Origin of the sequence: Rhizobium sp. R634, from assembly GCF_002211305.1 — a bacterium.
GTDB lineage: Bacteria > Pseudomonadota > Alphaproteobacteria > Rhizobiales > Rhizobiaceae > Rhizobium.
Genome location: NZ_LOKW01000027.1, coordinates 363,620 through 387,021, shown reverse-complemented (window position 1 = coordinate 387,021; position 23,402 = coordinate 363,620). Strand labels below are relative to the sequence as shown.

Sequence of the window (23,402 nt, the reverse complement as noted above, 5' to 3'; positions counted from 1 at the left end):
TCGGAAATAATTGCCCAGGAGGCGTTGCAATCAGGCAACTTGTGCCTTTTTCCAGCTCGCTGGTGTGGTGCCGACATGCTTGCGGAAAACGCGGGTGAAATGGGCCTGATCGGCAAAGCCGGTTTCGGCGGCGATCGCGGTCAAGGCATATTCGCTCTCGACGAGCAGCCGCTTGGCCCTGCTCAGCCGGGCATTGGTCTGCCATTGATGAGGAGCGACCCCAGTTGAGGCCTTGAAGGCATGGCTGAAATGCGATTGCGACAGGCCGGTCAGGGCGGCAAGTTCTTCGAGGCGGATATTGCGCAGGCAATTCTCCTCGATGAAATCGGTCGCGCGGCGAAGCTGCCAGGAGGCCAGCTTGCTGCGTTTGCGCGGCATGGCCTTGGAAAGCTTGAGAACGTCGATGATCAGCGCCAGCGCGAGGCCGTCGCCATAGAGATCGTGCAGCGGCTCCGGATTGAGGCATTCGCGGGCGACCAGCTGCGCCAGCGCCAGCACCCGGTCATCGGAAAAGAGAAGCTGCGGGCTTTCCAGGCGGCGCGGATCGATATCCTCCATCAGCCTGCGGCTGATGGTGTCGGCATCGAAATGGAGGTCGAGATGGCGCACCGAATGCACGTCGGTCAGATCGGCCCAGACTTCCATGCCGGCCGGTACATAGGAGATCGGCCGCTTTTCCGTGTCCTGAACGGTGCCTTGTGCCTTCGGCGAGAGCTTGATGCGCGAATTGCCCGGTCCCCGCTTGTCGAGCATGATGAAGAGCCGGGGATCGCGCGAGACATAGTAGCCGCCGGCATAAGAGGCGCATTCCACGTCCCAGACATCGGCGACGATGCCGTTCCACACGCGGCGATGCACGCCGCCTATGACCGAAAAGCCCTGGATCTTGTTCTGCATCCGCGGTTGAAACGTCATTTGCATTTCCGCCCCCGGCCATGCGCCGGAAGTAAACTTTCAATTAATACTCAAGTTTATTACAATAGGCGGAAGCGGATGACAATCACCAAATCCGGCGGTGAACCGCCGGTGGATCAGGTCTTCGACACCGAGAAACGCAGTCCGATGTCGCCGAGCAGAATGTCGATTTCGCCGGGCTCGGCCAGCTCGATGGCGCCGCTCAGAGTACCGGTCGTGATCAATGCGCCCATACTGAGCGATGTCTGCGGGCGCAGCCCGTCATTGGCGTAATCGACGAGCCAGGTCAGCACGTCGCCCTTCGGATGCTGTGCCGGGCCATCATAGATGGTGCGGCCGGCATGGGTGATCTTGAGCGGCGTGCCGGCGGCGGTATCGACAAGGCTTTTGTCGACCTGCGGGCCGAGCACATAGCCGCTATTGCCGAGCCGGTCGGCGAGAAACAGCAGGAAGGAAACGCCGCCGCTCTCCTTGACGGCGCTAACCAGCAGTTCGGCGCCGAGATAGACCGCGGAAATCGCCTCCACCACTTCGGCACGGCTGTAGGGGACGCCTTGCCGGATCGGCAGGTCCTTGCCGAGGCGAACGGCGATCTCCGTCTCGAATTTCAGGCCCGGATACCAGGCAATGCTAGCGCCCGAGGCGGCTTCGACACAGGGATGCAAAGGGGCGGTGACGGCTTGGCCCTGCGGGGAGACCGTCACCTTCCAGGCATTGCTGGAAATACCGTCCGCCGCTGCCAGAAAGTTCTGCGCTTCCATCGCCTGGTGCAGATCGGCCGGCAGCGCGAAGGTGCCCGTTTCCTCCTGCCGGCCGGCCTGGTGCAGGCTGTGAAGCCTGGATGCGAGGCCGCGCGGATCGAATGTCTCTGTCATGATAGCTCCTCGAATGATTTTCGAGGTGCACACTAACCGCAAGGCCGGGACGGACAAGCCCGATCTTGGCCCGATCTTGGAAAGACTCCTATTCCATCGCCGCGTACCAGCGATCGCGATAGGCGGAGAGACCCGGGATATCGGCCGGCGGAAAATGCGTCTCGGCGCCCGCCACCGGCCGGATGCCGGTAAGTAGGGCGGCACCCTGGCTGGTGCCGGTGGTCCCGGGAAGGGCGATGATCTCGCGGCCGGCAAGCGCGGCCAGCAGCGTGAGGTAGGTTTCGTTCAGAGCGAAGGGACCTTCGACGATGACAGCACCTTTAGCCCCGATCAGTCCGAGGCAGGCATCGGTCATCAGCGCAAGGTAGAGGCAGGCGGCAGCATGACGCTCTTCGCGGCTGGCCGCTTCAGCACCGATCCAGCGGCTTGTCTTACCCGGAAAGGGGCCGGAGCCGGGAGCGATGTTCGGCAGCAGCATGATGCCCTTATCGATCACCGGACCGATCGCCGCCTGAGCCGATTTTTCGTCGACAGGGCCGATTTCCGCCGAAAGGATTTCGAATTCCCGCCCGCCCATGAAGCGCGAGGAGGGAACGGCACGTCCATAGGCATCGACATTGGCGAGCGCATCGCGTTTCGGATCGAGATGATCGAGATTGCCGCCGACACCGAAATTGATGACCCATGTGCCGGTGGAGACGACGGCGAATGGAGCTTCCCGATGGATGAGGTGCGGCAGCAGCGAAGCGTTGGAATCGTGAATGCCGCAATAGACCGGCACCGGTGCGGCAAGGCCGAGTTCAGCGGCGATTTCGGGAAGAACCGGGCCGATCGCATCGAAGGCGGAACGGATCGGCGCCATCAGATCGCGGATGCCAAGTGTGTCGACCAGCGAAGAATAGCTGCCGGTCCTTGGGTTCCAGAGGTCGGTGTGGCAGCCGAGCGAGGTCAGCTCGTTGGCGGCAACGCCGGTCAGTCGCGCCGTCCAGTATTGCGCATAGGTGAGGATATCAGTGACCTTGGCGAATTCCTCGGGGAAGGCGCTCTTCTGATAGTGCAACTGCGCCCCGACATTGAGGCCCATTGCGAGGCGCGGCGAGAAGGTTTCGCCGAAGGAGGGGCGGAGCGCCGTATAGGCGTCGCGGATCGCCTCGGGATATTCATGCTCATAATCGATCACAGGCATGGCGAGCGCCCCATCGCGGCCGAGCAGAGCGGCGGCGGCGCCATGGGTGGTGATCGAGATGGCATCGAAGCCGGGATCCCGGGCCAGGCTCTTCAGCGCATCGAGCGCGAAGGACCAGAGAGCCTCTATGTCGTAATGCGGGTAGGGGCCGGTTTTGATCGTAACGTTCGGCCGCTTCAGCACGGCGATCTCGGCGCCCGTCTCGCTGTCGAGCACGACGACCTTGGCGTTGGTCTTGCCGATGTCGAGAACGGCGATGCGGCGATAGGAGCTGGCGGTCATGGCATATGGAAGAGGGTGACGAGGTCGCTCTGGACGGGCGAATTATCCGGATTGGTCGCCATGATATCGGCCATGTGCGCCCACCATTTCTTCATGACGGGATGTTCCGGCAGGCTCGCCATCGTGTGGTCCTTCGGCCGCGTCAGCACGCCGAACAGCGTATTGGTCTCGCGGTCGAGATGGATGGAATAGTCGCTGGCGCCGGACTGGTGCAGGAGATCGACCAGTTCCGGCCAGATCTCGTCATGGCGCTTGCGGTATTCTGCTTCCATGCCGGGATTGAGCTGCATCTTGAAGGCGTGTTTTTCTGATGTCATCGGGAGCTCATGATCTTGATGCGGCGGGCGATGATCGGGATGGCGATGGTAATGATGAGGAGAAGGCCGATGAAGATCGACATGACGATGCCGGGCACGTTCAACAGGCCGAGGCCGAAGGTGACGAGGCCCATGACGAAGGCGGCGATGACGACGCCGCCGATCCTGCCCGAGCCGCCGAGGATCGAAATGCCGCCGAGCACGACCATGGTGACGACCTCGAGTTCCCAGCCCTGGGCGATCGACGGCCGGGTCGAGCCGAGGCGCGAGGTCAGGCAGACGGCGGCGACACCGCTCATGATGCCGGTCAGCAGGAAGAGGATGAATTTGACGCGCTCGACCGGGATGCCGGAGAAGCGGGCGGCAAAGTCGTTATTGCCGATCGCATAGACTTGCCGGCCGAAATTCGTCGCATGCAGCAGGATGGCGAAGAGGATCGCCACGACGATGAAGAGCACGAACTCGAAGGAAAAGACCCAGAAGACGTAACCCTGGCCGAAATAGGCGAAATCGGCCGGGTATTTGCCATAGGCCTGGTCGCCGAGCACGATATAGGAAATGCCGCGAAAAAGGCTCATCGTGCCGATGGTGACGACGATCGACGGCAGTTTCAGCACCGAGACGAGCACGCCGTTGAAGATGCCGCAGGCAAGGCCGGTGCCGATGCCGATCAGCACAAGGCCGGGCGTGCCGATGCCGAGCTGCGCTGCCGCCCCCATCGCCGTCGAGGCGAGCGCGATGATCGCGGCGACCGAGAGGTCGATCTCGCCCGAGATGACGAGCAGCGCCATCGCAAAGGCGATCATCGCCTTTTCGGTGAAGTTGAAGGTGGCGTCCGAGAGGTTCCAGGCATCGAGGAAATAGGGCGAAGCCAGGGAATTGAAAATGAAGATCAGGACGGCGACGGCAAAGAGCAACACTTCCCAGCTTGCGATGATGCGTCGGAAAGGCGTGCCGAGGCGGTCGGGAATGGTGCGCTTTTCGGGCTGTGCTGAAACGGCGCTCATGCTGCGGCCTCCGTTCTGGTGTCGGCTGCGGCGCGGTCGCGCAGGATGATGCGGCCGCGGTTGCGCTCGCGCCGGGCGTTGAAGGCGACGGCGAGAATGATGACGGTGCCTGATATCGCCATCTGCGTGAAGGGTGAGATGCCGATGACCGGCAGCGCATTCTTGATGACGCCGAGGAAGAGCGCGCCGAGCACCGTGCCGGCGACGGAGCCGACGCCGCCGGCAATCGAAATGCCGCCGATGACGCAGGCCGCGACGCTGTCGAGTTCGAAGCCGTTGGCGATATCGACATAGGCGACGGCGTAACGCGACACCCAGAGATAGCTCGCGAGACCCGCCAAGGCGCCCGACAAGACGAAGGCCAGGAATTTCGTCCGGCCCGTATCGATGCCGGCATAGACGGCTGCGGTCGGATTGCCGCCGGTCGCATAGGCCGAGCGGCCGAACTGGCTGTAGCGCAGCAGCATGTACATCAGCGCTACGATGATGATCGCGACCCAGCTCAGCACCGGCAGACCGAGGATCGGCGTGCGGGGAACGGCGAGGAAGGTCGAGGTCATCTGGTGCGCGTTGACCCAGGCGCCGCCCGAGAGCACGAAGGCCATGCCGCGATAGATGGTGAGCGTGCCGAGCGTGACGACGATCGGCGGGATTTCGAGGCGCCAGACGAGGAGGCCGTTGATCGTGCCGAGCGCGGCGCCGATGACGATCGCCGTAAGGATGAGCACGACGAGCGGCAGGCCGGGATAGGCGGCATTCATCATCGCGATCGCCATGCCGGTGAAGGCGAGATTGGCGGCGACGGAAAGGTCGATCGATTTCGTCAGGATGACCGTCATCTGGGCGAGCGCCAGGATGATCAGGATGGAGGTATCGTTGAAGATGCCGGCGAGATTGCCGGGCGTGGCGAAATCCGCAGCGCGGGTCGAAAAGACCGCGATCATCACGACGATGATGAGGAACAGCAGGGTTTCGCGTTTTCTGATCAGTCTTGCCATGCTCTTAACCTCATGCGTTGCCGGTGGCGGCGCGCACCAGCGCTTCCGGCGACAGTTCGGCGCGTTCGAAAATCCCGGCCGACAGGCCTTCCTTCATGACGAGGACGCGGTCCGACATGCCGATGATCTCCGGCAACTCCGAGGAGACCATGATGATCGACAGGCCCTCGGCCGCGAGTTCGCTGATGAAGCCGTGCACGGCGGCCTTCGAGCCGATGTCGATGCCCTTTGTGGGTTCGTCGAGAATGATCACCTTCGGCGCCGTCGCCAGCCATTTGCCGATAACGACCTTCTGCTGATTGCCGCCCGACAGCGTGCCGACCGGTACGGACAGGGCGGCAGCGCGCAGATCCAGCCGTTCGGCATATTTGCGCGCCAGCGCGAATTCGTTCGCGGCCCGGAGGAAGCCTCGGCGCGAGGTGCGGGCGAGCGAAGGCAGCGTCATATTTTGGAAGATCGGCATCGGCAGCGCCAGGCCATGGCGGCCGCGCTCTTCCGGCACGTAGACGATGCCGGCGCGGATCGCATCCTGCGGCGAATGGATGGTGACATCCTGGCCTTCGAGCACCATCCTGCCGGAGAGCGGTTTGGTGATGCCGAAGAGCGATTGCGAGAGTTCCGAGCGGCCGGCGCCGATCAGGCCGTAAATGCCGAGAATCTCGCCCTTGCGCAGCGTGAAGGAAATGTCGCGGAATTCGGTGCGGTGGCTGTAGTTGCGGATCTCCAGAACGGGGCCGCCGATGGCGACATCGATCTTCGGAAAGACGTTCTCGACGTCGCGGCCGACCATCATGCGGACGATCTCGTCCTGCGGCGTTTCCTTGAGCCGGCCCTGGCCGACAGCGCGGCCGTCGCGGAAGACGACGAAATCGTCGGCGATCTCGTAAAGCTCGTCGAACTTGTGGCTGATGAAGAGAATCGCCTTGCCCTGTTCCTTCAGGCCCCGGACGATGCGGAAGAGGTCGTCGATTTCCTTGCGGGAGAGGGCGGCCGTCGGCTCGTCCATGATGACGATGCGGGCTTCGATCGACAAAGCGCGCGCGATTGCCACCAGATGGCGCTGCGCGATGGAGAGGTCCTTCAGGCGGATCGTCGGGTCGATATTGCTTTCGAGCGCGGTCAGCAGCGCCTTCGAGCGGCTGTTCATCGCCGCCCAGTCGATGGTGCGGAAGCGTGTGCGCGGCGCATGGCCGAGGAAGATGTTTTCGGCGACCGTCAGTTCGTCGAAAAGCACGGTCTCCTGATGAATGGCGGTGACGCCGGCATCGATGGCGGCCTGGGCGCTGGCGAAGGTCACCGGCTGGCCATCGACCAGAATCTCACCTTCGTTCGGCCTGTAAATGCCGGTGAGGATCTTGACGAGCGTCGATTTTCCGGCACCGTTTTCGCCGATCAGCGCCGTCACCGTGCCGGGATGGAGCGCGATGCTGACATTGTCCAGCGCTTTCACGCCGGGAAAGATCTGTGAGATGCCGCGCATTTCCAGAATGGCGGGCGCATCGCCGGTTTTGCTGTCCGTGGCGGGTTGTTGAAAGGCGGCGTTCATCAGCTTCTACCAATGTCGAATGGGAAATCCCGGCGGCCGCAAAGCCGCCGGGCTCTTATGTGTGTGCTTCCGATCAGAAGACCTTGGAGAACTGGTCGATGTTCGAAGCATTGTAGACGAAGGGATCGGCCATGGCGGCTTCGCCGTTGTCGCCGACCTTGATCTTGCCCATGCGGCCGGCCGCGATTTCGCTGCCCGGCTTGCCATCGGTCTCGCCCTTGACGAGGCGATAGGCGATCTGGGTTGCGGAATAGCCGAGGTCGATCGGGTTCCAGATGGCGAATTCCTTCGTGGCGCCCGACTTGATCGCGCCGGCCATTTCAGACGGCAGGCCGAGGCCGGTGACGTAGACCTTGCCGACAAGGCCCTTGTCTTCGACCACCTTGGAAGCGGCGAGAACGCCGACCGTCGTCGGAGCGACGATGACCTTGACGTTCGGGTTCGACTTCAAGAGGCCTTCGGCTTCACGATAGGACTTGTCCGAGAGGTCGTCGCCGTAAACCGTGGTGACGAGATTGAGGCCCGGGAAATCCTTGAGCTGCTTCTTCATCTGGTCGATCCAGATGTTCTGGTTGGTCGAGGTGGTCGTCGCCGACAGGATGGCGAAGTCGCCCTTGCCGCCATCGAGATGGTCCTTGGCGAGCGTCAGGCACATCTTGCCGATCAGCTCGTTGGACGACGGATTGAGCTGCAGGATGCGGCCCTCGGGTGCCACGCCGGAATCCCAGGAGATGACCTTGATGCCGCGCTGGGTCGCCTTCTTCAGAGCCGGAACGAGCGCGTCCGGATCGTTGGCCGAAACGGCGATGGCGTCGACGCCCTGCGCGATCAGCGAGTTGATGACTTCGATCTGGCCTTCGGCCGTCGTCGTCGTCGGACCGGTGTAGATGACCTCGACGCCGCCGAGTTCCTTGGCGGCTTCCTGGGCACCCTTGTTGGCGGCGTCGAAGAAGCCGTTGCCGAGCGACTTCACGACGAGGCCGATCTTGATGTCCTTGGCGCTTGCGGTGCCGGCCATCATGGCGACGGCGAGCGCTACGCCGAGCGCGAGTGTCTTTGCGAGTTTCATGTCACTTTCCTCCCATTAAGATTAGACTGCCACACCTCGGCGGCGCTTCATGCGACCGACGAGGAATCCTCCTTCACAAGCTGGGCCACCGGGCTTGCGACGACGAGCCGGACGCCGGCATTCTCGACCATGCGAGCTGCCTCGTCCGAGATTGCGTCATCGGTGATGACCGCAGAAACACGGTCGAGCGCGCAGAGAATGAGGCTCGACCGGCGATTGAATTTGCTTGAATCGACCATGACCACGAGTTCATCGGCCTGGTGCATCAGCTTCTGCTCGCTCTGGATGATGAGGGCATCCGCCTCCATGATGCCGAGCGGGCCGACGCCCTGGGCGCCGATGAACATGCGCCGCGCATAAAAATTGCGGATCGCGTCATTGTCGAAAGGCGACAGGATGAGGCTCTGCTCGCGATAGATCGCGCCGCCCGGCACCGTCACCGTGTTCTTGGAATGCTTCACCAGATGTTCGGCGATGGCGAAAGAATTGGTCATGACCTGCATGCGGTGGCCAGCCATGTAATGCACCATCTGGAAGGTCGTCGTGCCGCCATTGATGATGATGGCGTCGCCCGCCTCGCAGAGATCGACGGCTGCGCGCGCAATTGCGCGTTTTTTATCGATGTTGACTGATTCTGAAACCCGGAACGGCCGGCCGGCGAGGTTGCCGAGCTGCGGCGGGTGCACCGCTTCGGCGCCGCCGCGCACACGGCGGATCTTGCCCTGGACGTGAAGAGCCGCAATGTCGCGCCGAATTGTCGCTTCGGAAGCTTCCGTCAGCTCGGAAATGTCCTGGATCGTGACCACGGACTTTTCCTGAACGGCGCTTAGAATGATGCGATGACGTTCGCGTTCGTGCATTGGGCTCCTCCTCTTGTCGTATTTATTTCTTATCCGTTAAAAGCTGTCAATCACAAACGATCATAAATTTTCATATTGCGCTGCACAATAATCGAATTTGATCGTTTTCGATTGACAAACTCTATTTTGATGAGCGATACCGTCAGCGAAAAGGGCGCGAACTCTCGCGTCCCGATGATGATTTCATATGGGAGGATGACATGGCGGCGAACGTCCGGCTTCTGGAAAACCGGTGGGATGAGGCTTACGCAGCAAGCCTCGACGAGCCCGGCAAGCTTCTTTATCGCTCCAATCTGCTCGGCGCCGACAAGCGCATCACCAACTACGGCGGCGGCAACACCTCGGCGAAGGTGATGGAAACCGATCCGCTGACCGGTGACAAGGTCAAGGTCCTCTGGGTCAAGGGCTCGGGCGGCGATGTCGGCACCATCAAGCTCGACGGTTTCGCCACCCTCTATCAGGAGAAGCTGGAAGCGCTGAAGGGCATCTATAAGGGTGTCGAGGATGAAGACCGCATGGTCGGCTTCCTGCCGCATTGCACGTTCAACCTGAATGCCCGCGCCGCCTCGATCGATACGCCGTTGCACGGTTTCGTGCCTTTCACCCATGTCGATCACATGCATCCCGACGCGATCATCGCGATCGCTGCTTCGAAGAATTCCAAGGAGCTGACCAAGCTGATCTTCGGTGACGAGATCGGCTGGCTTCCATGGCGCCGCCCGGGCTTCCAGCTCGGTCTCGATCTCGAAGCCTTCGTCAAGGCGAACCCGAACGCCAAGGGTGTCGTGCTCGAAAGCCATGGTCTCTTCACCTGGGCTGATGACGCCAAGGCCTGCTACGAGCTGACGCTCGATATCATCAACAAGGCGATCGAATGGTTCGCCGGCCAGACCGAAGGCAAGACGATCTTCGGCGGCGCCGTCGTCCAGAGCCTTCCCGTTGCCGAACGCCGCGCCATCGCCGCCCGTCTGATGCCGGAGATTCGCGGCCGCATCGGCAAGCAGGAGCGTAAGCTCGGCCATTTCGATGATCAGGATGCGGTTCTGGAATTCGTCAATTCGAAGAACCTGCGTCCGCTCGGCGCGCTCGGCACCAGCTGCCCGGACCATTTCCTGCGCACCAAGATCCGTCCGCTGATCGTCGAATTCGACCCTGCCAAGCCGAATGTCGATGCGATCGTCGCCGGTCTCGACAAGGCGTTGGAAGATTACCGCGCCGACTACGCCCGCTATTACAACGACTGCAAGCATGACAATTCGCCCGCCATGCGCGACGCCAATCCGGTCATCTTCCTCGTTCCCGGCGTCGGCATGTTCTCCTTCGCCCGCGACAAGGCAACGGCCCGCATCGCCAGCGAGTTCTACGTCAACGCCATCAACGTCATGCGCGGCGCCTCGACGGTCTCGGAATATCAGGGCCTGCCGGAGCAGGAGGCTTTCGATATCGAATACTGGCTGCTCGAAGAGGCGAAGCTGCAGCGCATGCCGAAGCCGAAGAGCCTTGCCGGCAAGGTCGCCTTTGTCACCGGCGGCGCCGGCGGCATTGGCCGCGCCACGGCCGCACGCCTCGTCGGCGAGGGCGCCTGCGTGGTGCTCGCCGATATCGACCAGGCAGCGCTTGAATCGACCGAAGCCGATTTCGTGAAGAAATACGGCGCGGATGCCGTGCGCACCGTAAAGCTCGACGTTACCAAGGAAGATGCCGTTATCGCTTCCTTCGCCGAGTCCTGCGTCGAATTCGGCGGCATCGACATCCTCATTTCGAACGCCGGTATCGCCTCCTCGGCGCCGATCGAAACGACCGAGCTGTCGACGTGGAACCGCAACATCGACATTCTGGCGACCGGTTACTTCCTCGTCTCGCGAGAGGCCTTCCGGCTGTTCCGGCGGCAGGCACTCGGCGGCAACGTCGTCTTCATCGCATCGAAGAACGGGCTTGCCGCTTCGCCGAACGCGTCAGCCTATTGCACGGCGAAGGCCGCCGAAATCCATCTCGCCCGTTGCCTGGCGCTGGAAGGCGCGGATGCCGGCATCCGCGTCAACACCGTCAATCCGGATGCCGTCCTGCGCGGCTCCAAGATCTGGAGCGGCGAGTGGCGCGAACAGCGTGCGGCCTCCTCGAAGATCGAGGTGGACGACCTGGAGGAGCATTACCGCAAGCGTTCCATGCTGAAGCTCAACGTGTTCCCCGAAGACATCGCCGAGGCGGTCTACTTCCTCGCGTCCGATCTCTCGGCCAAATCGACCGGCAACATCATCAACGTCGATGCCGGCAACGTGCAGAGTTTTACGCGCTAGAGCAGAAGTGTGCAGCGTTTTGCGTCCGGTTGCACCAAGCAAAACGGACAGAGCTATTTCCGGAGGATCACCCAGATTGCGTGGATGATCCCCGGCACATAGCCGCAAAGCGTCAGCAATATGTTGAGCCAGAAATGCAGGCCGATCCCGACCTGCAGGAATACGCCAAGGGGCGGCAGGATGATCGCAAGAAGAATGCGGACGATGTCCATCGTAGCTCCTGAGTTTTGAAGACATACAAGCGTTAGAACGCAAACCACGGTTCTGTGGTTCGCGACGTGGGAGGAAACAATGGCTGAATTCAGGATTGCGCCGGATCTGGTCGCGGCGGAAAATGAAAAACGGGCGGTGGCGCTGAAAGCCGATTACGACGCATTGGGTGCGACGCTTGATCGGCGCGGCGTCGATATCGAGGCGGTGACACGCAAGGTCAGCGAATTTTTCGTCGCCGTTCCGTCCTGGGGTGTTGGCACCGGCGGCACGCGCTTTGCCCGTTTTCCCGGCACCGGCGAGCCGCGCGGCATCTTCGACAAGCTCGACGATTGCGCAGTCATCAACCAGCTGACGCGGGCCACACCGAATGTCTCGCTGCATATTCCCTGGGACAAGGCGGATGCACGGGAATTGAAAGCCAAGGGCGATGCCCTCGGCCTCGGTTTCGACGCGATGAATTCGAACACCTTTTCCGATGCGCCGGGCCAGGCCCATTCCTACAAGTACGGCTCGCTCAGCCATACGGATGCGGCAACGCGCGCGCAGGCGGTCGAGCACAATCTCGAATGCATCGAGATCGGAAAGGCGATCGGCTCCAAGGCGCTGACGGTCTGGATCGGTGACGGCTCGAACTTCCCAGGCCAGAGCAACTTTACGAGGGCATTCGAGCGCTACCTCGCTTCGATGGCCGATATTTACAAGGCGCTGCCGGATGATTGGAAGCTCTTCACCGAGCACAAGATGTATGAGCCGGCCTTCTATTCGACGATCGTGCAGGATTGGGGCACCAACTACCTGATCGCCCAGACGCTCGGCCTCAAGGCCCACTGCCTCGTCGACCTCGGCCACCATGCGCCGAACACCAATATCGAGATGATCGTCGCCCGGCTGATCCAGTTCGGCAAACTCGGCGGCTTCCACTTCAACGATTCGAAATATGGCGATGACGATCTCGACGCAGGCGCGATCGATCCCTACCGGTTGTTCCTCGTCTTCAACGAGCTGGTCGATGCCGAGCAGCGCGGCGTCAACGACTTCAATCCGGCCCATATGATCGACCAGTCGCACAATATCACCGACCCGATCGAGAGCCTGATCAACAGCGCCAACGAAATCCGCCGCGCCTATGCGCAGGCGCTGATCGTCGACCGCAAGGCGCTCGATGGCTACCAGCAGGACAATGACGCGCTGATGGCATCGGAAACGCTGAAGCGCGCCTATCGCGCCGATGTCGAGCCGATCCTCGCCGAGGCCCGCCGCAGAGCTGGCGGCGCGATCGATCCCGTTGCCGCCTATCGCGCCAGCGGCTACCGCAAAAAGGTGGCCGCCGAGCGCCCGGCTTCCGCTGCCGGCGGCGGCGGTATCATCTGAGCTTGAGTTGCCGGCGGCGCAGGGGTGACGCGCTGCCGGCAATCATCGTTTACGGCTTCCAGGCGCCGGCGATCTGCCGGGTCGCGATGTTCAGCCGGTTCCAGACATTGATATTGGCGATGGCGATGACGAGGGCCGCGAGGCTCTTGCCGTCGTAATGCCGGGTCGCTTCGTCCCAGATCTCATCCGGCACCGGATCGGCGCGGTCGCTCACGCGGGTCACCGCCTCGGTCAGCGCCAGCGCCGCTCGCTCGGCGTCGCTGAAATAGGGCGTGTCGCGCCAGGCGCTGACGGCAAACAGCCTTTCATCCGTTTCTCCGAGCTTCTTTGCGATGCGCGGATGGCCGTCGATGCAGACGCTGCAGCCGTTGATCTGGCTGGCGCGGAGATTGACGAGTTCGATGAGCTGCGGCGAAAGGCCGGTCTCGGTCGGAACTTTGCCGAGAGCATTCAGCGCCTGCATGGCGCCGGGAAGGACGAGGGCGGGATTTCCCATTCTTTCGTGCATGATATGTTTCCTTGATGCGTTTACGGTTCGACGATCCGCCGGCGCTGTCACATCGGCCGGTTTCTGTTCGTCATAGCCTTGACGGAACGCAGCAAAGGAATGTGACGGATGAACGAGAAAAAATGGCTGGCCGATGAATTCGAGGCGAACAGGGCGCATCTCAGCGCCGCCGCCTATCGCATGCTCGGCTCGCGCAGCGAGGCTGATGATGCCGTTCAGGAGGCCTGGCTGCGATTGAACCGCGCCGATACGCGCGATGTCGGCAATCTCGGCGGCTGGCTGACGACTGTTGTGGCGCGCATCTGCCTCGACATGCTGCGGGCGCGCAAGACCCGGCGCGAGGAGCCGCTGGATATGCCCGCGCATGCCGGAATTGCCGATCGGGCCAAGGATCCGGAGCGCGAAGCAGCCTTCGCCGATTCCGTGGGGCTGGCGCTGCTTGTGGTATTGCAGACGCTGGCGCCCGCCGAGCGTGTCGCCTTCGTGCTGCACGACATGTTCGACCTGCCCTTCGACGAGATCGCGCCGATCATCGGCCGCTCCTCCGCCGCCACCCGCCAGCTCGCAAGCCGCGCCCGCCGCAGGGTGCAGGGCGTGGACGAGGCGCCTGATGTCGATTTTACCCGGAAGCGGGCGATCGCCGAGGCCTTTCTGGCAGCTTCCCGCAACAGCGATCTGGAGGCGCTGCTTGCGGTGCTCGCCCCCGACGTCGTCTTTCGGCCCGATACGACGGCAGCGCAGTACGGCATCGGCGCAATGCGCGGCGCGGCTGGTGTGGCAGAGGCCTTCAAGGGTCGGGCGCAGGCCGCGGAGCTTGCCATCGTGGGCGGCGAACTTGGATTTGTCGTGGATATTGGCGGCCAGATTCGCGTGGCGGTGACGCTGACGATCGACGATGGCAGGATCGTCGCGATCGACGCCGTCGCCAATCCGGAGCATCTGCAAGGGATAAACTATTCGATTCTGCGGGATTGAAAATGTGTGGATTTCGCGCGCTTCCGCAGGAAACGCGCGCGCTTGCGCGGTGGCCAAGCCGGCGTCATATCCCTTGACAGGGAGGCTTGCGTCTTTATTCTATTATAAAGCCTCATATGTCATAGTTATGTAATCGCGTCGGAGATGAGGCCCCCATCTTCAGGTTCCCCATCACTCTCCATAGCGACCGCAGACGGATGATCGGGAGCGATTCCGTTCCGAGACTTCGAAAGGAAAGCATATCATGCCCGGCGACCAGGCGAAGAAGCCCCTTCTCCTCACCAATGTCAAACCGATAGCTTTCGGGGCCGGCGCAGGCGAGGGCGCTCTGGACATTCTCGTCAATGCCGATGGCAGGATCGCCGAGATCGGTCCGTCGCTCGCGGTCTCTGAGGACGTCACGCGCATCGACGGCAAGGGCGCCTTCATTTCGCCGGGCTGGATCGATCTGCATGTACATATCTGGCACGGCGGCACCGATATTTCGATCCGCCCTTCCGAATGCGGCGTCGAGCGCGGCGTCACCACGCTGGTCGATGCCGGTTCGGCCGGCGAGGCGAATTTCCACGGCTTTCGGGAATATATCATCGAGCCCTCGCGCGAGCGCATCAAGGCCTTCCTCAATCTCGGTTCGATCGGTCTCGTCGCCTGCAACCGTGTGGCCGAACTCAGGGATATAAGAGATATCGATCTCGACCGTATCCTTGAGGTCTATGCCGCAAACAGCGAGCACATCGTCGGTCTCAAGGTGCGTGCCAGCCATGTCATCACCGGCTCCTGGGGCGTCACCCCGGTCAAGCTCGGCAAGAAAATCGCCAAGATCCTGAAAGTGCCGATGATGGTGCATGTCGGCGAGCCGCCGGCGCTTTATGATGAAGTGCTGGAGATTCTCGGCCCGGGCGATGTCGTCACTCACTGCTTCAACGGCAAGGCCGGTTCGAGCATCATGGAGGATGAGGATCTTTTCTATCTCGCCGAGCGCTGCGCTTCCGAGGGCATCCGCCTCGACATCGGCCATGGCGGCGCCTCCTTCTCCTTCAAGGTGGCGGAAGCGGCGATCGCGCGCGGGCTGCTGCCGTTCTCGATCTCGACTGATCTGCACGGCCATTCGATGAACTTCCCGGTCTGGGATCTGGCGACGACGATGTCGAAGCTGCTCAGCGTCGGCATGCCCTTCGACAAGGTGGTGGAGGCCGTCACCCATGCGCCAGCATCCGTCATCAAGCTGCCGATGCAGAACCGGCTTTCCGTCGGCGCAAAAGCCGAATTCACCATCTTCGATCTCGTCGATTCCGAACTCGAAGCGACGGATTCCAACGGTGACGTGTCGATCCTCAACAACCTGTTCGAGCCGCGCCACGCGGTGATCGGCGCCGAGGCCTTCGCTGCCAGCCGCTACGTGCCGCGGGCGCGCAAGCTCGTGCGCCACAGCCACGGTTATTCCTACCGGTAGGATCTACCGACGCAAGACGCTCAGCGGTTTCGCCAGCCCATCAGCTTTTCGATCCGCTCTGCCGAATTGCGCACATGCGCGGTGTAGTGGTTCTCGTCGGAAAAGGCCTTCTGCTCCGGCAGCACGATGGAAATGGTGGCGACGCACTGGCCGTCGCGGTCGCAGATCGGCGAGGCGATGCAGGCCACCGCATAATCCGATTCCCCTGCCTGGATCGACAGGCGCGCCTCGAAGGCCTTGCCGGCGACTTCCGACAGCGTGCCGGGATCGATCTCGGCGCGGCCGGTCGGCGACGAGCGTGCGCAGCGCTTGAAGAGTTCGATGCGCTCCTCCTCCGGCAGATGGCCGACGAGCAGTCGGCCCGACGCCGTCCAGTTCAGCGGCACCCGAGTGCCGACGCGCGACGCCACCTGGAAGTGGCTCGGGCCGTCGGCCATGGCAAGCACCAGCATATAATCCCCGTCGCGGCCGCAGACCTGCACGGTTTCGCCGGCCTGGCGGCAGAGATCGTGCATTTCGTGGGTGGCGATGCTCATGAAATCCAGCGACCGCGCATAAGCGAGGCCGTAATGATAGAGCCGCGCGCCGAGCCAGATCGAACCATCCGCCTGGCGCGTCAGCATGTTCTTCTCGACCAGATCGTCGACGATGACGTAGACGGTGGACAGCGGCGCCTTCACCGCCTTGGCAATGGCGTAGACGCCGGCCGGCGAACCGGTCTCATAGAGATGATCGATCACCTGAAGCGCCCGGTCGATGCCGCTGACACGGGCGCGGCGCGCACCCTTGCCCCCGGCCTCGCTCGCAAGGACCTCATCTTCGGAATAAACTGCGGGTGATGTCTTTCCGTCCAATTCCACGCACCTCATGAACACTGCGATCATGTTACATTACTATGGCATAGAGGTCGCTGTGGCAAATCGCAACATTTTGTAGATTGATCGCGGCAACGGATCGCCTACGGCGCCGTTCGCCTGCTTGGAAAAACGCTACGACAAAACGTGGAACAACAAGCGTCAGCCTGAGTTTGAGCGTGAACCCAGGAGGTCATCATGACAAACTACCCGACACCGCCTTTCCCGTCCCAGAAGCAGCCGATGCCGGGTTTTACCGCGCAGATGGATCCCATTCCCGATCATGGTGAGGAGAGCTATCGCGGCTCCGACCGCTTGAAAGGCAAGCGGGCGATCATTACCGGCGGCGATAGCGGCATCGGCCGGGCGGTGGCGATCGCCTATGCCCGGGAAGGCGCCGATCTCGTCATTTCCTATCTCGACGAGGATGAAGATGCCGACGAGACGAAGCGGCTGGTCGAGCAGGCCGGCCGCAAGGCCGTGCTGATCAGCGGCGACATTCAGGATCCGAACCATTGCAGGCAGATCGTCGAGACAGCGGTCAAGGAGCTTGGCGGCATCGACATTCTCGTCAACAACGCCGCGCATCAGGCGAGCTTCAAGAGCATCGACGAGATCAGCGACGAGGAATGGGAACTGACCTTCAAGGTCAATATCCACGCGATGTTCTACCTGACCAAGGCGGCGGTGCCCCATATGAAACCCGGCAGCGCCATCATCAACACGGCTTCGATCAATTCCGACAATCCGAACCCGACGCTGCTTGCCTATGCGACGACCAAGGGCGCGATCCAGAATTTTACCGCCGGCCTCGCCCAGCTTCTGGCCGAGAAGGGCATTCGCGCCAATGCCGTGGCGCCGGGGCCGATCTGGACGCCGCTCATCCCTTCGACGCTGCCCGAGGACAGCGTCAGCAATTTCGGCAAGCAGGTGCCGATGAAGCGGCCCGGCCAGCCGGCCGAACTTGCGACAGCCTATGTGATGCTGGCCGATCCTTTGTCGAGCTATGTCTCCGGCACGACAATCGCGGTCACCGGCGGCAAGCCGATCCTTTGATGCAGGTCGCCCGGGATTGGCGGTTCCGGGGCAAAAACATGCATGACACAAGGAACTGAAGCGTATCTTTAAGATCTGATGCGATGCGCTTCAATGTGGCTTGCCGTAGCCGCCGCCGGTCGGCGTCGTGACGATCACGGCGTCGCCGGCGGCGAGCATTGCCTGGTCGCAGCCTTCCAGCCGTTCCACGTTGCCGTCCGCGCGGCGAATCTCGGTTTTCCCCAATTGCCCATCCTCCCCGCCGAAGAGGCCGAAGGGCCGGATCGTGCGATGCGAGGAGAGAATGCTGCAATCCATCGTCTCCAGGAAACGGATGGTGCGCTCGGTTCCGCCGCCGGAGCTGTATTGCCCCCTGCCGCCGGAGCCGCGGCGGATGTGGAAATCCTCAAGCACGACAGGGAAGCGGAATTCCAGCACTTCCGGATCGGTCAGGCGCGAATTGGTCATGTGCGTGTGCACGCCGTCGGCACCGCCGAAGCCGCTGCCGTCGTTGAGAAGGCCGGCAGGCCCGCCGGCGCAGATCGTCTCGTAATATTGATAGGCGGCATTGCCGAAGGTCAGGTTGTTCATCGAGCCCTGGGCCGCCGCCAGCGTCCCGAGCGCGCCGAACAGCGCATTCGTCACGTGCTGGCTGGTCTCGACATTGCCGGCGACGACGGCGGCCGGATAGGCCGGGCGCAGCATGGAGCCCTCCGGCACGATGATCCGGATCGGCCTCAGGCAGCCGGCATTCATCGGGATCGGCTGCTCGACCATGACGCGGAAGACATAGAGCACGGCGGCGCGCGTCACCGGTTCCGGCGCATTGAAATTGGTCGGCTGCTGCGCGCTCGTGCCGGTGAAATCGACCGTCGCCTCGCGCGCCTGCCTGTCCACGGTGATCTTCACCTTGATGACGGCGCCCTGATCGGTGGGATAGGTGAACTCGCTGTCGCTCAAGCGGGCGATCACCCGGCGGACACTCTCCTCGGCATTGTCCTGCACATGGCCCATATAGGCCTCGACGACATTGAGCCCGAAATGGGCGACCATCTTGCGCAGTTCGTGCACGCCCTTTTCGTTGGCGGCGATCTGCGCCTTGACGTCGGCAAGATTCTGGGCCGGATTGCGGGCGGGATAAGGATGATCCGTCAGCATGGCCGCGAATTCGGCCTCGCGGAAACGGCCTTCGTCGACCAATAGAAAGTTGTCGATCAGCACGCCCTCCTCGTCGACCTTCGTCGCCCGCGGTGTCATAGAGCCCGGCGCCTTGCCGCCGATATCGGCGTGATGGCCGCGCGAGGCGACGTAAAACAGGATGGTCTTTCCCGCGTCGTCGAAGACCGGGGTGACGACGGTGATGTCGGGCAGATGCGTGCCGCCATTGTAAGGCGCGTTCAGCGCGAAGACGTCGCCTGGGCGGATGCGGCCTTCGTTCAAGCGGATGATGGTTTCGACGGAGCGGTCCATGGAGCCGAGATGCACCGGCATATGCGGCGCATTGGCGACGAGCGCGCCGGTGCGGTCGAAGACGGCGCAGGAGAAATCGAGCCGCTCCTTGATATTGACCGAATGGGCGGTGTTCTGCAGCGTCACGCCCATCTGCTCGGCGATCGCCATGAAGAGGTTGTTGAAGACCTCGAGCATGACGGGATCGGCATTCGTGCCGATCGCGGCATTGCGGGCAAGCGCGATTTCGCGGGTGAGGACGATATGATCGAGGCCGGTGAGCCTTGCCTGCCAGCCGGGCTCGACGACGATCGTCTGATGCGGCTCGATGATGAGGGCCGGGCCTTTCAGGACCGCGCCGGGCTTCAGCGCATCGCGCTTGAAGATGCCGGCCTCATGCCATGCGCCGCCGGAAAAGAAGCGGGTCGTGCGGAGCGCTTGCGGTGCGAAGGCTTCTGCCTGTGTCTCTGCTTCCTCGATATCGGCGCCGCCGCCGATGCCCTCGACTTCGATGGAGTCGACGACAACAGGACGGTCTTCGAAGATAAAGCCGAACTGCTTCTTGTGAGCGATGGCGAAGGCTTGCACCATCTCCTCCTGTGGTCCGAAGGCGACGGGCAGGGCCGTGTCGGTGCCCTTATATTGCAGGTGAAGCCGGGTGACGATCTCCATATCGGCGGCCTCGACGCCTTGCAGCGCCAGTTCCTCGCGGACATCTTTCTCCAGTTCGCTCCTGGTGCCGCCGATCGTCGCCAGCGCCTCGGCGATCTCCGTCAGCACCGCGCGCTGGCGGGTGGCGCGGATATCGGCAAGCCCCATGCCATAGGCCGAGAGAATGCCGGAGAAGGGGTGGATCAGCACGGTCTTCATGCCGAGGCTGTCGGCGACGAGGCAGGCATGCTGGCCGCCGGCGCCGCCGAAGCAGGTGAGCGCATAACCGGAAACATCATAGCCGCGCTGGACGGAGATCTTCTTGATGGCGTTCGCCATATTCTCGACGGCGATGGCGAGGAAGCCGTCGGCAACATCCTCAGCCGTCCGTCCGCCGCCGATCGTCTCTGCCATCTCGGCAAAGGCGGCGCGCACCGCATCGGCATCGAGCGGCTGATCCTGCTCCGGCCCGAAGATCGCGGGGAAGAATTCCGGCAGCAGCTTGCCGGTCATGATATTGGCGTCGGTAACGGCAAGCGGCCCGTTGCGGCGATAGGATTTCGGGCCGGGTGTCGCGCCGGCCGATTCCGGGCCGACGCGGAAGCGCGAGCCGTCGTAGCTCAGGATCGAGCCGCCGCCGGCAGCCACCGTGTGGATCTTCATCATCGGCGCACGCATGCGCACACCGGCAACTTCGGTCTCGAAGGCGCGTTCCAGTTCCCCATCGTAGTGCGAAACGTCGGTCGATGTCCCGCCCATGTCGAAGCCGATCATCCTGTTGAAACCGGCGATGCGCGAGACCTCGACCGCGCCGACCACGCCGCCGGCAGGGCCGGAAAGGATCGCGTCCTTGCCCTGGAAGAGATGTGCGTCCGTCAGCCCGCCGGAGGACTGCATGAACATCAGCTTCGGGCCTTCTCCTTCGGTCGCGCCGAGTTCGCCGGCAACCTGGTCGACATAGCGCCGGAGAACCGGAGACAGATAGGCATCGACGACGGCGGTGTCGCCGCGTCCGACAAGCTTGATGAGCGGTGAAACGACGTGCGAGGGCGAGATCTGTGTAAAGCCGACCGCGCGCGCGATGTCGGCAGCCCGTTCTTCGTGCTCGGGATAGCGATAGGCGTGCATGAAGACGATGGCGACGGCGCGCAGGCCCCCGGCATAGGCGGACTCGAGCGCCTGGCGCAAATTATCCTCGTCGAGCGGGCGTTCCACCGTGCCGTCCGCCAGCACCCGCTCGTCCGCCTCGATGACATCGGCATAGAGCAGCTCAGGCTTGACGATCTTCTTGGCGAAGATATCGGCGCGGGCCTGGTAGCCGATCTCCAGCGCATCGCGGAAACCCTTCGTCGTCACCAGCAGGGTCGGATCACCCTTGCGTTCCAGCAGCGCATTGGTGGCGACCGTCGTGCCCATCTTCACCGCGCCGATGCGCTCGGAGGGGATCGGATCGCCGGCTTTGAGGCCGAGCAATTCGCGGATGCCGTGAACGGCCGGGTCGCGATAGGCCTCCGGATTTTCCGAAAGCAGCTTGTGGGCGACGAGCGAACCATCGGGACGCCTCGCGACGATATCGGTGAAGGTGCCGCCGCGATCGATCCAGAAATCCCACTGACTGCCCATCGTCCGACCTCCTGTTGAACTGAAAATTTATTGACGATTTATCGATAAAATGTCAACGTTTCCTCCAGGATATTGGAGAACTGGGCATGGCGGATCAGCACGCGCGACAGGACATCGGGCCGATCGTCTCTTCCGCACATCTGGCGGACGGCGCGCTTCCCGCTCTTTCGGAGCTGGAATTCGGCCTCATCCTCGCGAGCAATGCCTTCGACCGCTGGATGATACGCTGCATGACGGCAGCGGGCGAGCCCGGATGCGCGGCGATCGACGTGCTGGTGCTGCATTCGGTGGCTCACCGGCAGCGGCCGAAACGGCTCGGTGATCTCTGCAGCGTGCTCGGTGTCGAGGACACGCATCTGGTGATTTATGCGATCAAGAAGCTGGAAAAGCGCGGTCTCGTGAAAAGCGCGCGGACGGGCAAGGAGAAGCTGATCGCCGCCACCGGCAAGGGCCTTGAAACCTGCCTGAAATACCGGGCGGTGCGCGAAGCGCTGCTGGTGGATTCGGTCAAGGGGCTTGGGCTCGATCCGGCGGCGACATCGGCGGTAGCGGCGACACTCAGGGCGCTTTCCGGCCACTATGATCAAGCAGCAAGGGCCGCCGCCTCTTTATGACGACAGCCCTTGTCGGGGGCAGGGAGAGATCCCCCGGTGTTCAGGCGGTTTTTTCAGCCGAAGCAGGGCATGGCCGGCAGATTGGCGCGGCTTGCGAGCGCTCCGATCATCTTGCCCACCGGGGTCGGGCGCGACTCGCCCTTGCCGGCGGCCGTCTCAAGGAGTTGCTTGAAATCTTCAAGCTTCACGCCGTCGGCGCGCAATACCATGGCGATCAGGGGGTCGCGAAGGGCTTCGGATATGGTCAGGTCGTCTCTGGTCTTTCTCATGGCTTGTCCTCCTTTCGTGGGCGGTCGCCCGTGTTCCACATTCCCTAGCCATGCCCTCGGCATTGACTTTCGCGGCACGTGGTGTTACCGGTAAGTAACAATACAGTTGTTACCGATCGGTCACATTGATGTCAAGGACTTCGTCCGCAAAAAAATCCGAAACTTCGAATGAAATTGCCGCAGCCGTTCCCGAAGATCGCATCCCGCCACGGGAGCGCATCGTCTCGACGGCTCAGGAGCTTTTCCGCGAGCGCGGCATCCGCGGCATCGGCGTTGACGCCATCGCCGATGCGGCGCTGACCAACAAGATGACGCTCTACCGGCATTTCGGCTCGAAGGACGAACTCGTCTGCGAGACGCTGCGCCGCGCTTCCGAAAAGGCTGGTGCCATCTGGCGCGAGCTGGAGGCGGCCCATCCCGGCGATCCGCGCACCCAGCTCGACGCCTGGGTGGAGATGCGGGCGCAATGTCTGAGCGGCGAGCCCGCCGGTTGCGATCTCGCCAACGCCGCGATTGAATTGAAGGGTGAGGGCCATCCGGCCCACGAAATGATCGAGCGGCACAAGGCCGAACAGCGTGATCGCCTGGCCGCGCTCTGTTCGGCGGCCGGTGCGCGCGAAGCCGAACTGCTTGCCGATACGCTGACGCTGCTGCTCGAAGGCGCGCGCGTCAGCCGCCAGGCGATGGGCGCCGCCGGCTGCTGCGGTCATTTCGCCAAGGCATGTAGGGCTGCGATCGCTTCCTTCGCCTGAGCCGATCTTTTAGGGAACCTTACCTCGTCCCTACCGTTTTCCCATCACCGGACGGCGATGTGGAGACCGGGAGATGAACTACGTCTATCTCAAACGCCTGTATGCCAAACGCGCCGAGCTCGAAGCAAAGCTGGAGCTTCATGATGCGCGCTATTGTTTCGGCGAGGAAGAGGTCGATGACGGCACCGACAGCGATCTGCGTCAGCGGCTGAGCGAAATCGCCGATGAAATAGCGGCGCTGGAGAGCGGCCGGGTGACTAAGGCAAGCTGAATTGAGCTGAAG

22 protein-coding genes are annotated in these 23,402 nt (G+C 62.5%); 8 read left to right on the top strand and 14 right to left on the bottom strand.

The features are described 5' to 3' along the window. Positions 1–30: 30 nt before the first annotated feature. The 9 genes from ATY77_RS29280 to ATY77_RS29240 all read right to left on the bottom strand — a co-directional run bounded on the left by ATY77_RS29280 (position 31) and on the right by ATY77_RS29240 (position 9,055). Positions 31–915, bottom strand: a complete 885-nt coding sequence (locus ATY77_RS29280) for an AraC family transcriptional regulator (RefSeq protein WP_088689967.1) — start codon at positions 913–915, stop codon at positions 31–33. 116 nt (positions 916–1,031) lie between these two features. Continuing rightward, positions 1,032–1,790, bottom strand: a complete 759-nt coding sequence (locus tag ATY77_RS29275) for a fumarylacetoacetate hydrolase family protein (protein WP_088689966.1) — start codon at positions 1,788–1,790, stop codon at positions 1,032–1,034. Between the two features lie 88 nt (positions 1,791–1,878). Next, on the bottom strand, positions 1,879–3,258 hold the full coding sequence (locus tag ATY77_RS29270; protein ID WP_088689965.1) for an FGGY-family carbohydrate kinase: 1,380 nt from the start codon (positions 3,256–3,258) through the stop codon (positions 1,879–1,881). Then, a complete protein-coding gene (gene rhaM, locus ATY77_RS29265) occupies positions 3,255–3,575 on the bottom strand; it encodes an L-rhamnose mutarotase (RefSeq protein ID WP_012490607.1) in 321 nt (106 codons plus the stop codon). Before rhaM ends, ATY77_RS29270 begins: the two co-directional genes overlap by 4 nt. Beyond that, entirely contained in the window at positions 3,572–4,582 is a 1,011-nt protein-coding gene (locus ATY77_RS29260) for an ABC transporter permease (RefSeq protein ID WP_088674626.1), read from the bottom strand. The genes rhaM and ATY77_RS29260 overlap by 4 nt, the downstream gene beginning before the upstream one ends. Beyond that, positions 4,579–5,580 (bottom strand): ABC transporter permease, encoded by a 1,002-nt coding sequence (locus ATY77_RS29255; RefSeq protein ID WP_088689964.1) that lies wholly within the window; start codon positions 5,578–5,580, stop codon positions 4,579–4,581. The genes ATY77_RS29260 and ATY77_RS29255 overlap by 4 nt, the downstream gene beginning before the upstream one ends. Before the next feature lie 10 nt (positions 5,581–5,590). After that, positions 5,591–7,126 carry a sugar ABC transporter ATP-binding protein gene (locus tag ATY77_RS29250; RefSeq protein WP_088689963.1) on the bottom strand — a complete coding sequence of 512 codons (1,536 nt, stop codon included), beginning with the start codon at positions 7,124–7,126 and terminating at the stop codon, positions 5,591–5,593. Between the two features lie 73 nt (positions 7,127–7,199). Next, positions 7,200–8,195 (bottom strand): rhamnose ABC transporter substrate-binding protein, encoded by a 996-nt coding sequence (gene rhaS, locus ATY77_RS29245; protein ID WP_088689962.1) that lies wholly within the window; start codon positions 8,193–8,195, stop codon positions 7,200–7,202. Between the two features lie 47 nt (positions 8,196–8,242). Beyond that, entirely contained in the window at positions 8,243–9,055 is an 813-nt protein-coding gene (locus ATY77_RS29240) for a DeoR/GlpR family DNA-binding transcription regulator (protein ID WP_088689961.1), read from the bottom strand. 200 nt (positions 9,056–9,255) lie between these two features. Here ATY77_RS29240 and ATY77_RS29235 point away from each other — a divergent pair, with 200 nt between their 5' ends. Beyond that, the gene (locus ATY77_RS29235; RefSeq protein ID WP_088689960.1) at positions 9,256–11,352 is read left to right on the top strand and encodes a bifunctional rhamnulose-1-phosphate aldolase/short-chain dehydrogenase; all 2,097 of its coding nucleotides are present in this window, start codon (positions 9,256–9,258) and stop codon (positions 11,350–11,352) included. 53 nt (positions 11,353–11,405) lie between these two features. Here the strand turns inward: ATY77_RS29235 and ATY77_RS29230 are convergent, their stop codons facing one another. After that, positions 11,406–11,564 (bottom strand): YqaE/Pmp3 family membrane protein, encoded by a 159-nt coding sequence (locus ATY77_RS29230; RefSeq protein WP_088689959.1) that lies wholly within the window; start codon positions 11,562–11,564, stop codon positions 11,406–11,408. Between the two features lie 79 nt (positions 11,565–11,643). Between ATY77_RS29230 and rhaI the strand changes: the two genes are divergently transcribed. Beyond that, positions 11,644–12,936 (top strand): L-rhamnose catabolism isomerase, encoded by a 1,293-nt coding sequence (gene rhaI / locus ATY77_RS29225; protein ID WP_088689958.1) that lies wholly within the window; start codon positions 11,644–11,646, stop codon positions 12,934–12,936. A gap of 49 nt (positions 12,937–12,985) precedes the next feature. Here the strand turns inward: rhaI and ATY77_RS29220 are convergent, their stop codons facing one another. Continuing rightward, positions 12,986–13,444 carry a carboxymuconolactone decarboxylase family protein gene (locus ATY77_RS29220; protein ID WP_088689957.1) on the bottom strand — a complete coding sequence of 153 codons (459 nt, stop codon included), beginning with the start codon at positions 13,442–13,444 and terminating at the stop codon, positions 12,986–12,988. 108 nt (positions 13,445–13,552) lie between these two features. Between ATY77_RS29220 and ATY77_RS29215 the strand changes: the two genes are divergently transcribed. Both ATY77_RS29215 and ATY77_RS29210 read left to right on the top strand, forming a co-directional pair. Further along, the gene (locus ATY77_RS29215; RefSeq protein ID WP_088689956.1) at positions 13,553–14,419 is read left to right on the top strand and encodes a sigma-70 family RNA polymerase sigma factor; all 867 of its coding nucleotides are present in this window, start codon (positions 13,553–13,555) and stop codon (positions 14,417–14,419) included. Between the two features lie 244 nt (positions 14,420–14,663). After that, complete coding sequence (locus ATY77_RS29210) at positions 14,664–15,872, top strand: amidohydrolase/deacetylase family metallohydrolase (protein WP_088689955.1); 1,209 nt, start codon at positions 14,664–14,666, stop codon at positions 15,870–15,872. A 20-nt stretch (positions 15,873–15,892) separates the two neighbouring features. Here the strand turns inward: ATY77_RS29210 and ATY77_RS29205 are convergent, their stop codons facing one another. After that, positions 15,893–16,732, bottom strand: a complete 840-nt coding sequence (locus ATY77_RS29205) for an IclR family transcriptional regulator (protein ID WP_245314402.1) — start codon at positions 16,730–16,732, stop codon at positions 15,893–15,895. A 192-nt stretch (positions 16,733–16,924) separates the two neighbouring features. Here ATY77_RS29205 and ATY77_RS29200 point away from each other — a divergent pair, with 192 nt between their 5' ends. After that, a complete protein-coding gene (locus tag ATY77_RS29200) occupies positions 16,925–17,782 on the top strand; it encodes an SDR family oxidoreductase (protein ID WP_088689954.1) in 858 nt (285 codons plus the stop codon). 90 nt (positions 17,783–17,872) lie between these two features. Here the strand turns inward: ATY77_RS29200 and ATY77_RS29195 are convergent, their stop codons facing one another. Continuing rightward, the gene (locus ATY77_RS29195; RefSeq protein WP_088689953.1) at positions 17,873–21,484 is read right to left on the bottom strand and encodes a hydantoinase B/oxoprolinase family protein; all 3,612 of its coding nucleotides are present in this window, start codon (positions 21,482–21,484) and stop codon (positions 17,873–17,875) included. A gap of 86 nt (positions 21,485–21,570) precedes the next feature. On the opposite strand from ATY77_RS29195, the gene ATY77_RS29190 reads away from it, so the two are divergent. Further along, positions 21,571–22,098, top strand: coding sequence for a winged helix DNA-binding protein (locus ATY77_RS29190; protein WP_088689952.1), 528 nt, complete (start codon positions 21,571–21,573; stop codon positions 22,096–22,098). 53 nt (positions 22,099–22,151) lie between these two features. Here the strand turns inward: ATY77_RS29190 and ATY77_RS29185 are convergent, their stop codons facing one another. Further along, complete coding sequence (locus ATY77_RS29185) at positions 22,152–22,367, bottom strand: hypothetical protein (protein WP_088689951.1); 216 nt, start codon at positions 22,365–22,367, stop codon at positions 22,152–22,154. A 128-nt stretch (positions 22,368–22,495) separates the two neighbouring features. Here ATY77_RS29185 and ATY77_RS29180 point away from each other — a divergent pair, with 128 nt between their 5' ends. Beyond that, complete coding sequence (locus tag ATY77_RS29180) at positions 22,496–23,119, top strand: TetR/AcrR family transcriptional regulator (RefSeq protein ID WP_088689950.1); 624 nt, start codon at positions 22,496–22,498, stop codon at positions 23,117–23,119. 73 nt (positions 23,120–23,192) lie between these two features. Beyond that, on the top strand, positions 23,193–23,390 hold the full coding sequence (locus ATY77_RS29175; protein WP_088689949.1) for a hypothetical protein: 198 nt from the start codon (positions 23,193–23,195) through the stop codon (positions 23,388–23,390). Positions 23,391–23,402 lie beyond the last annotated feature (12 nt).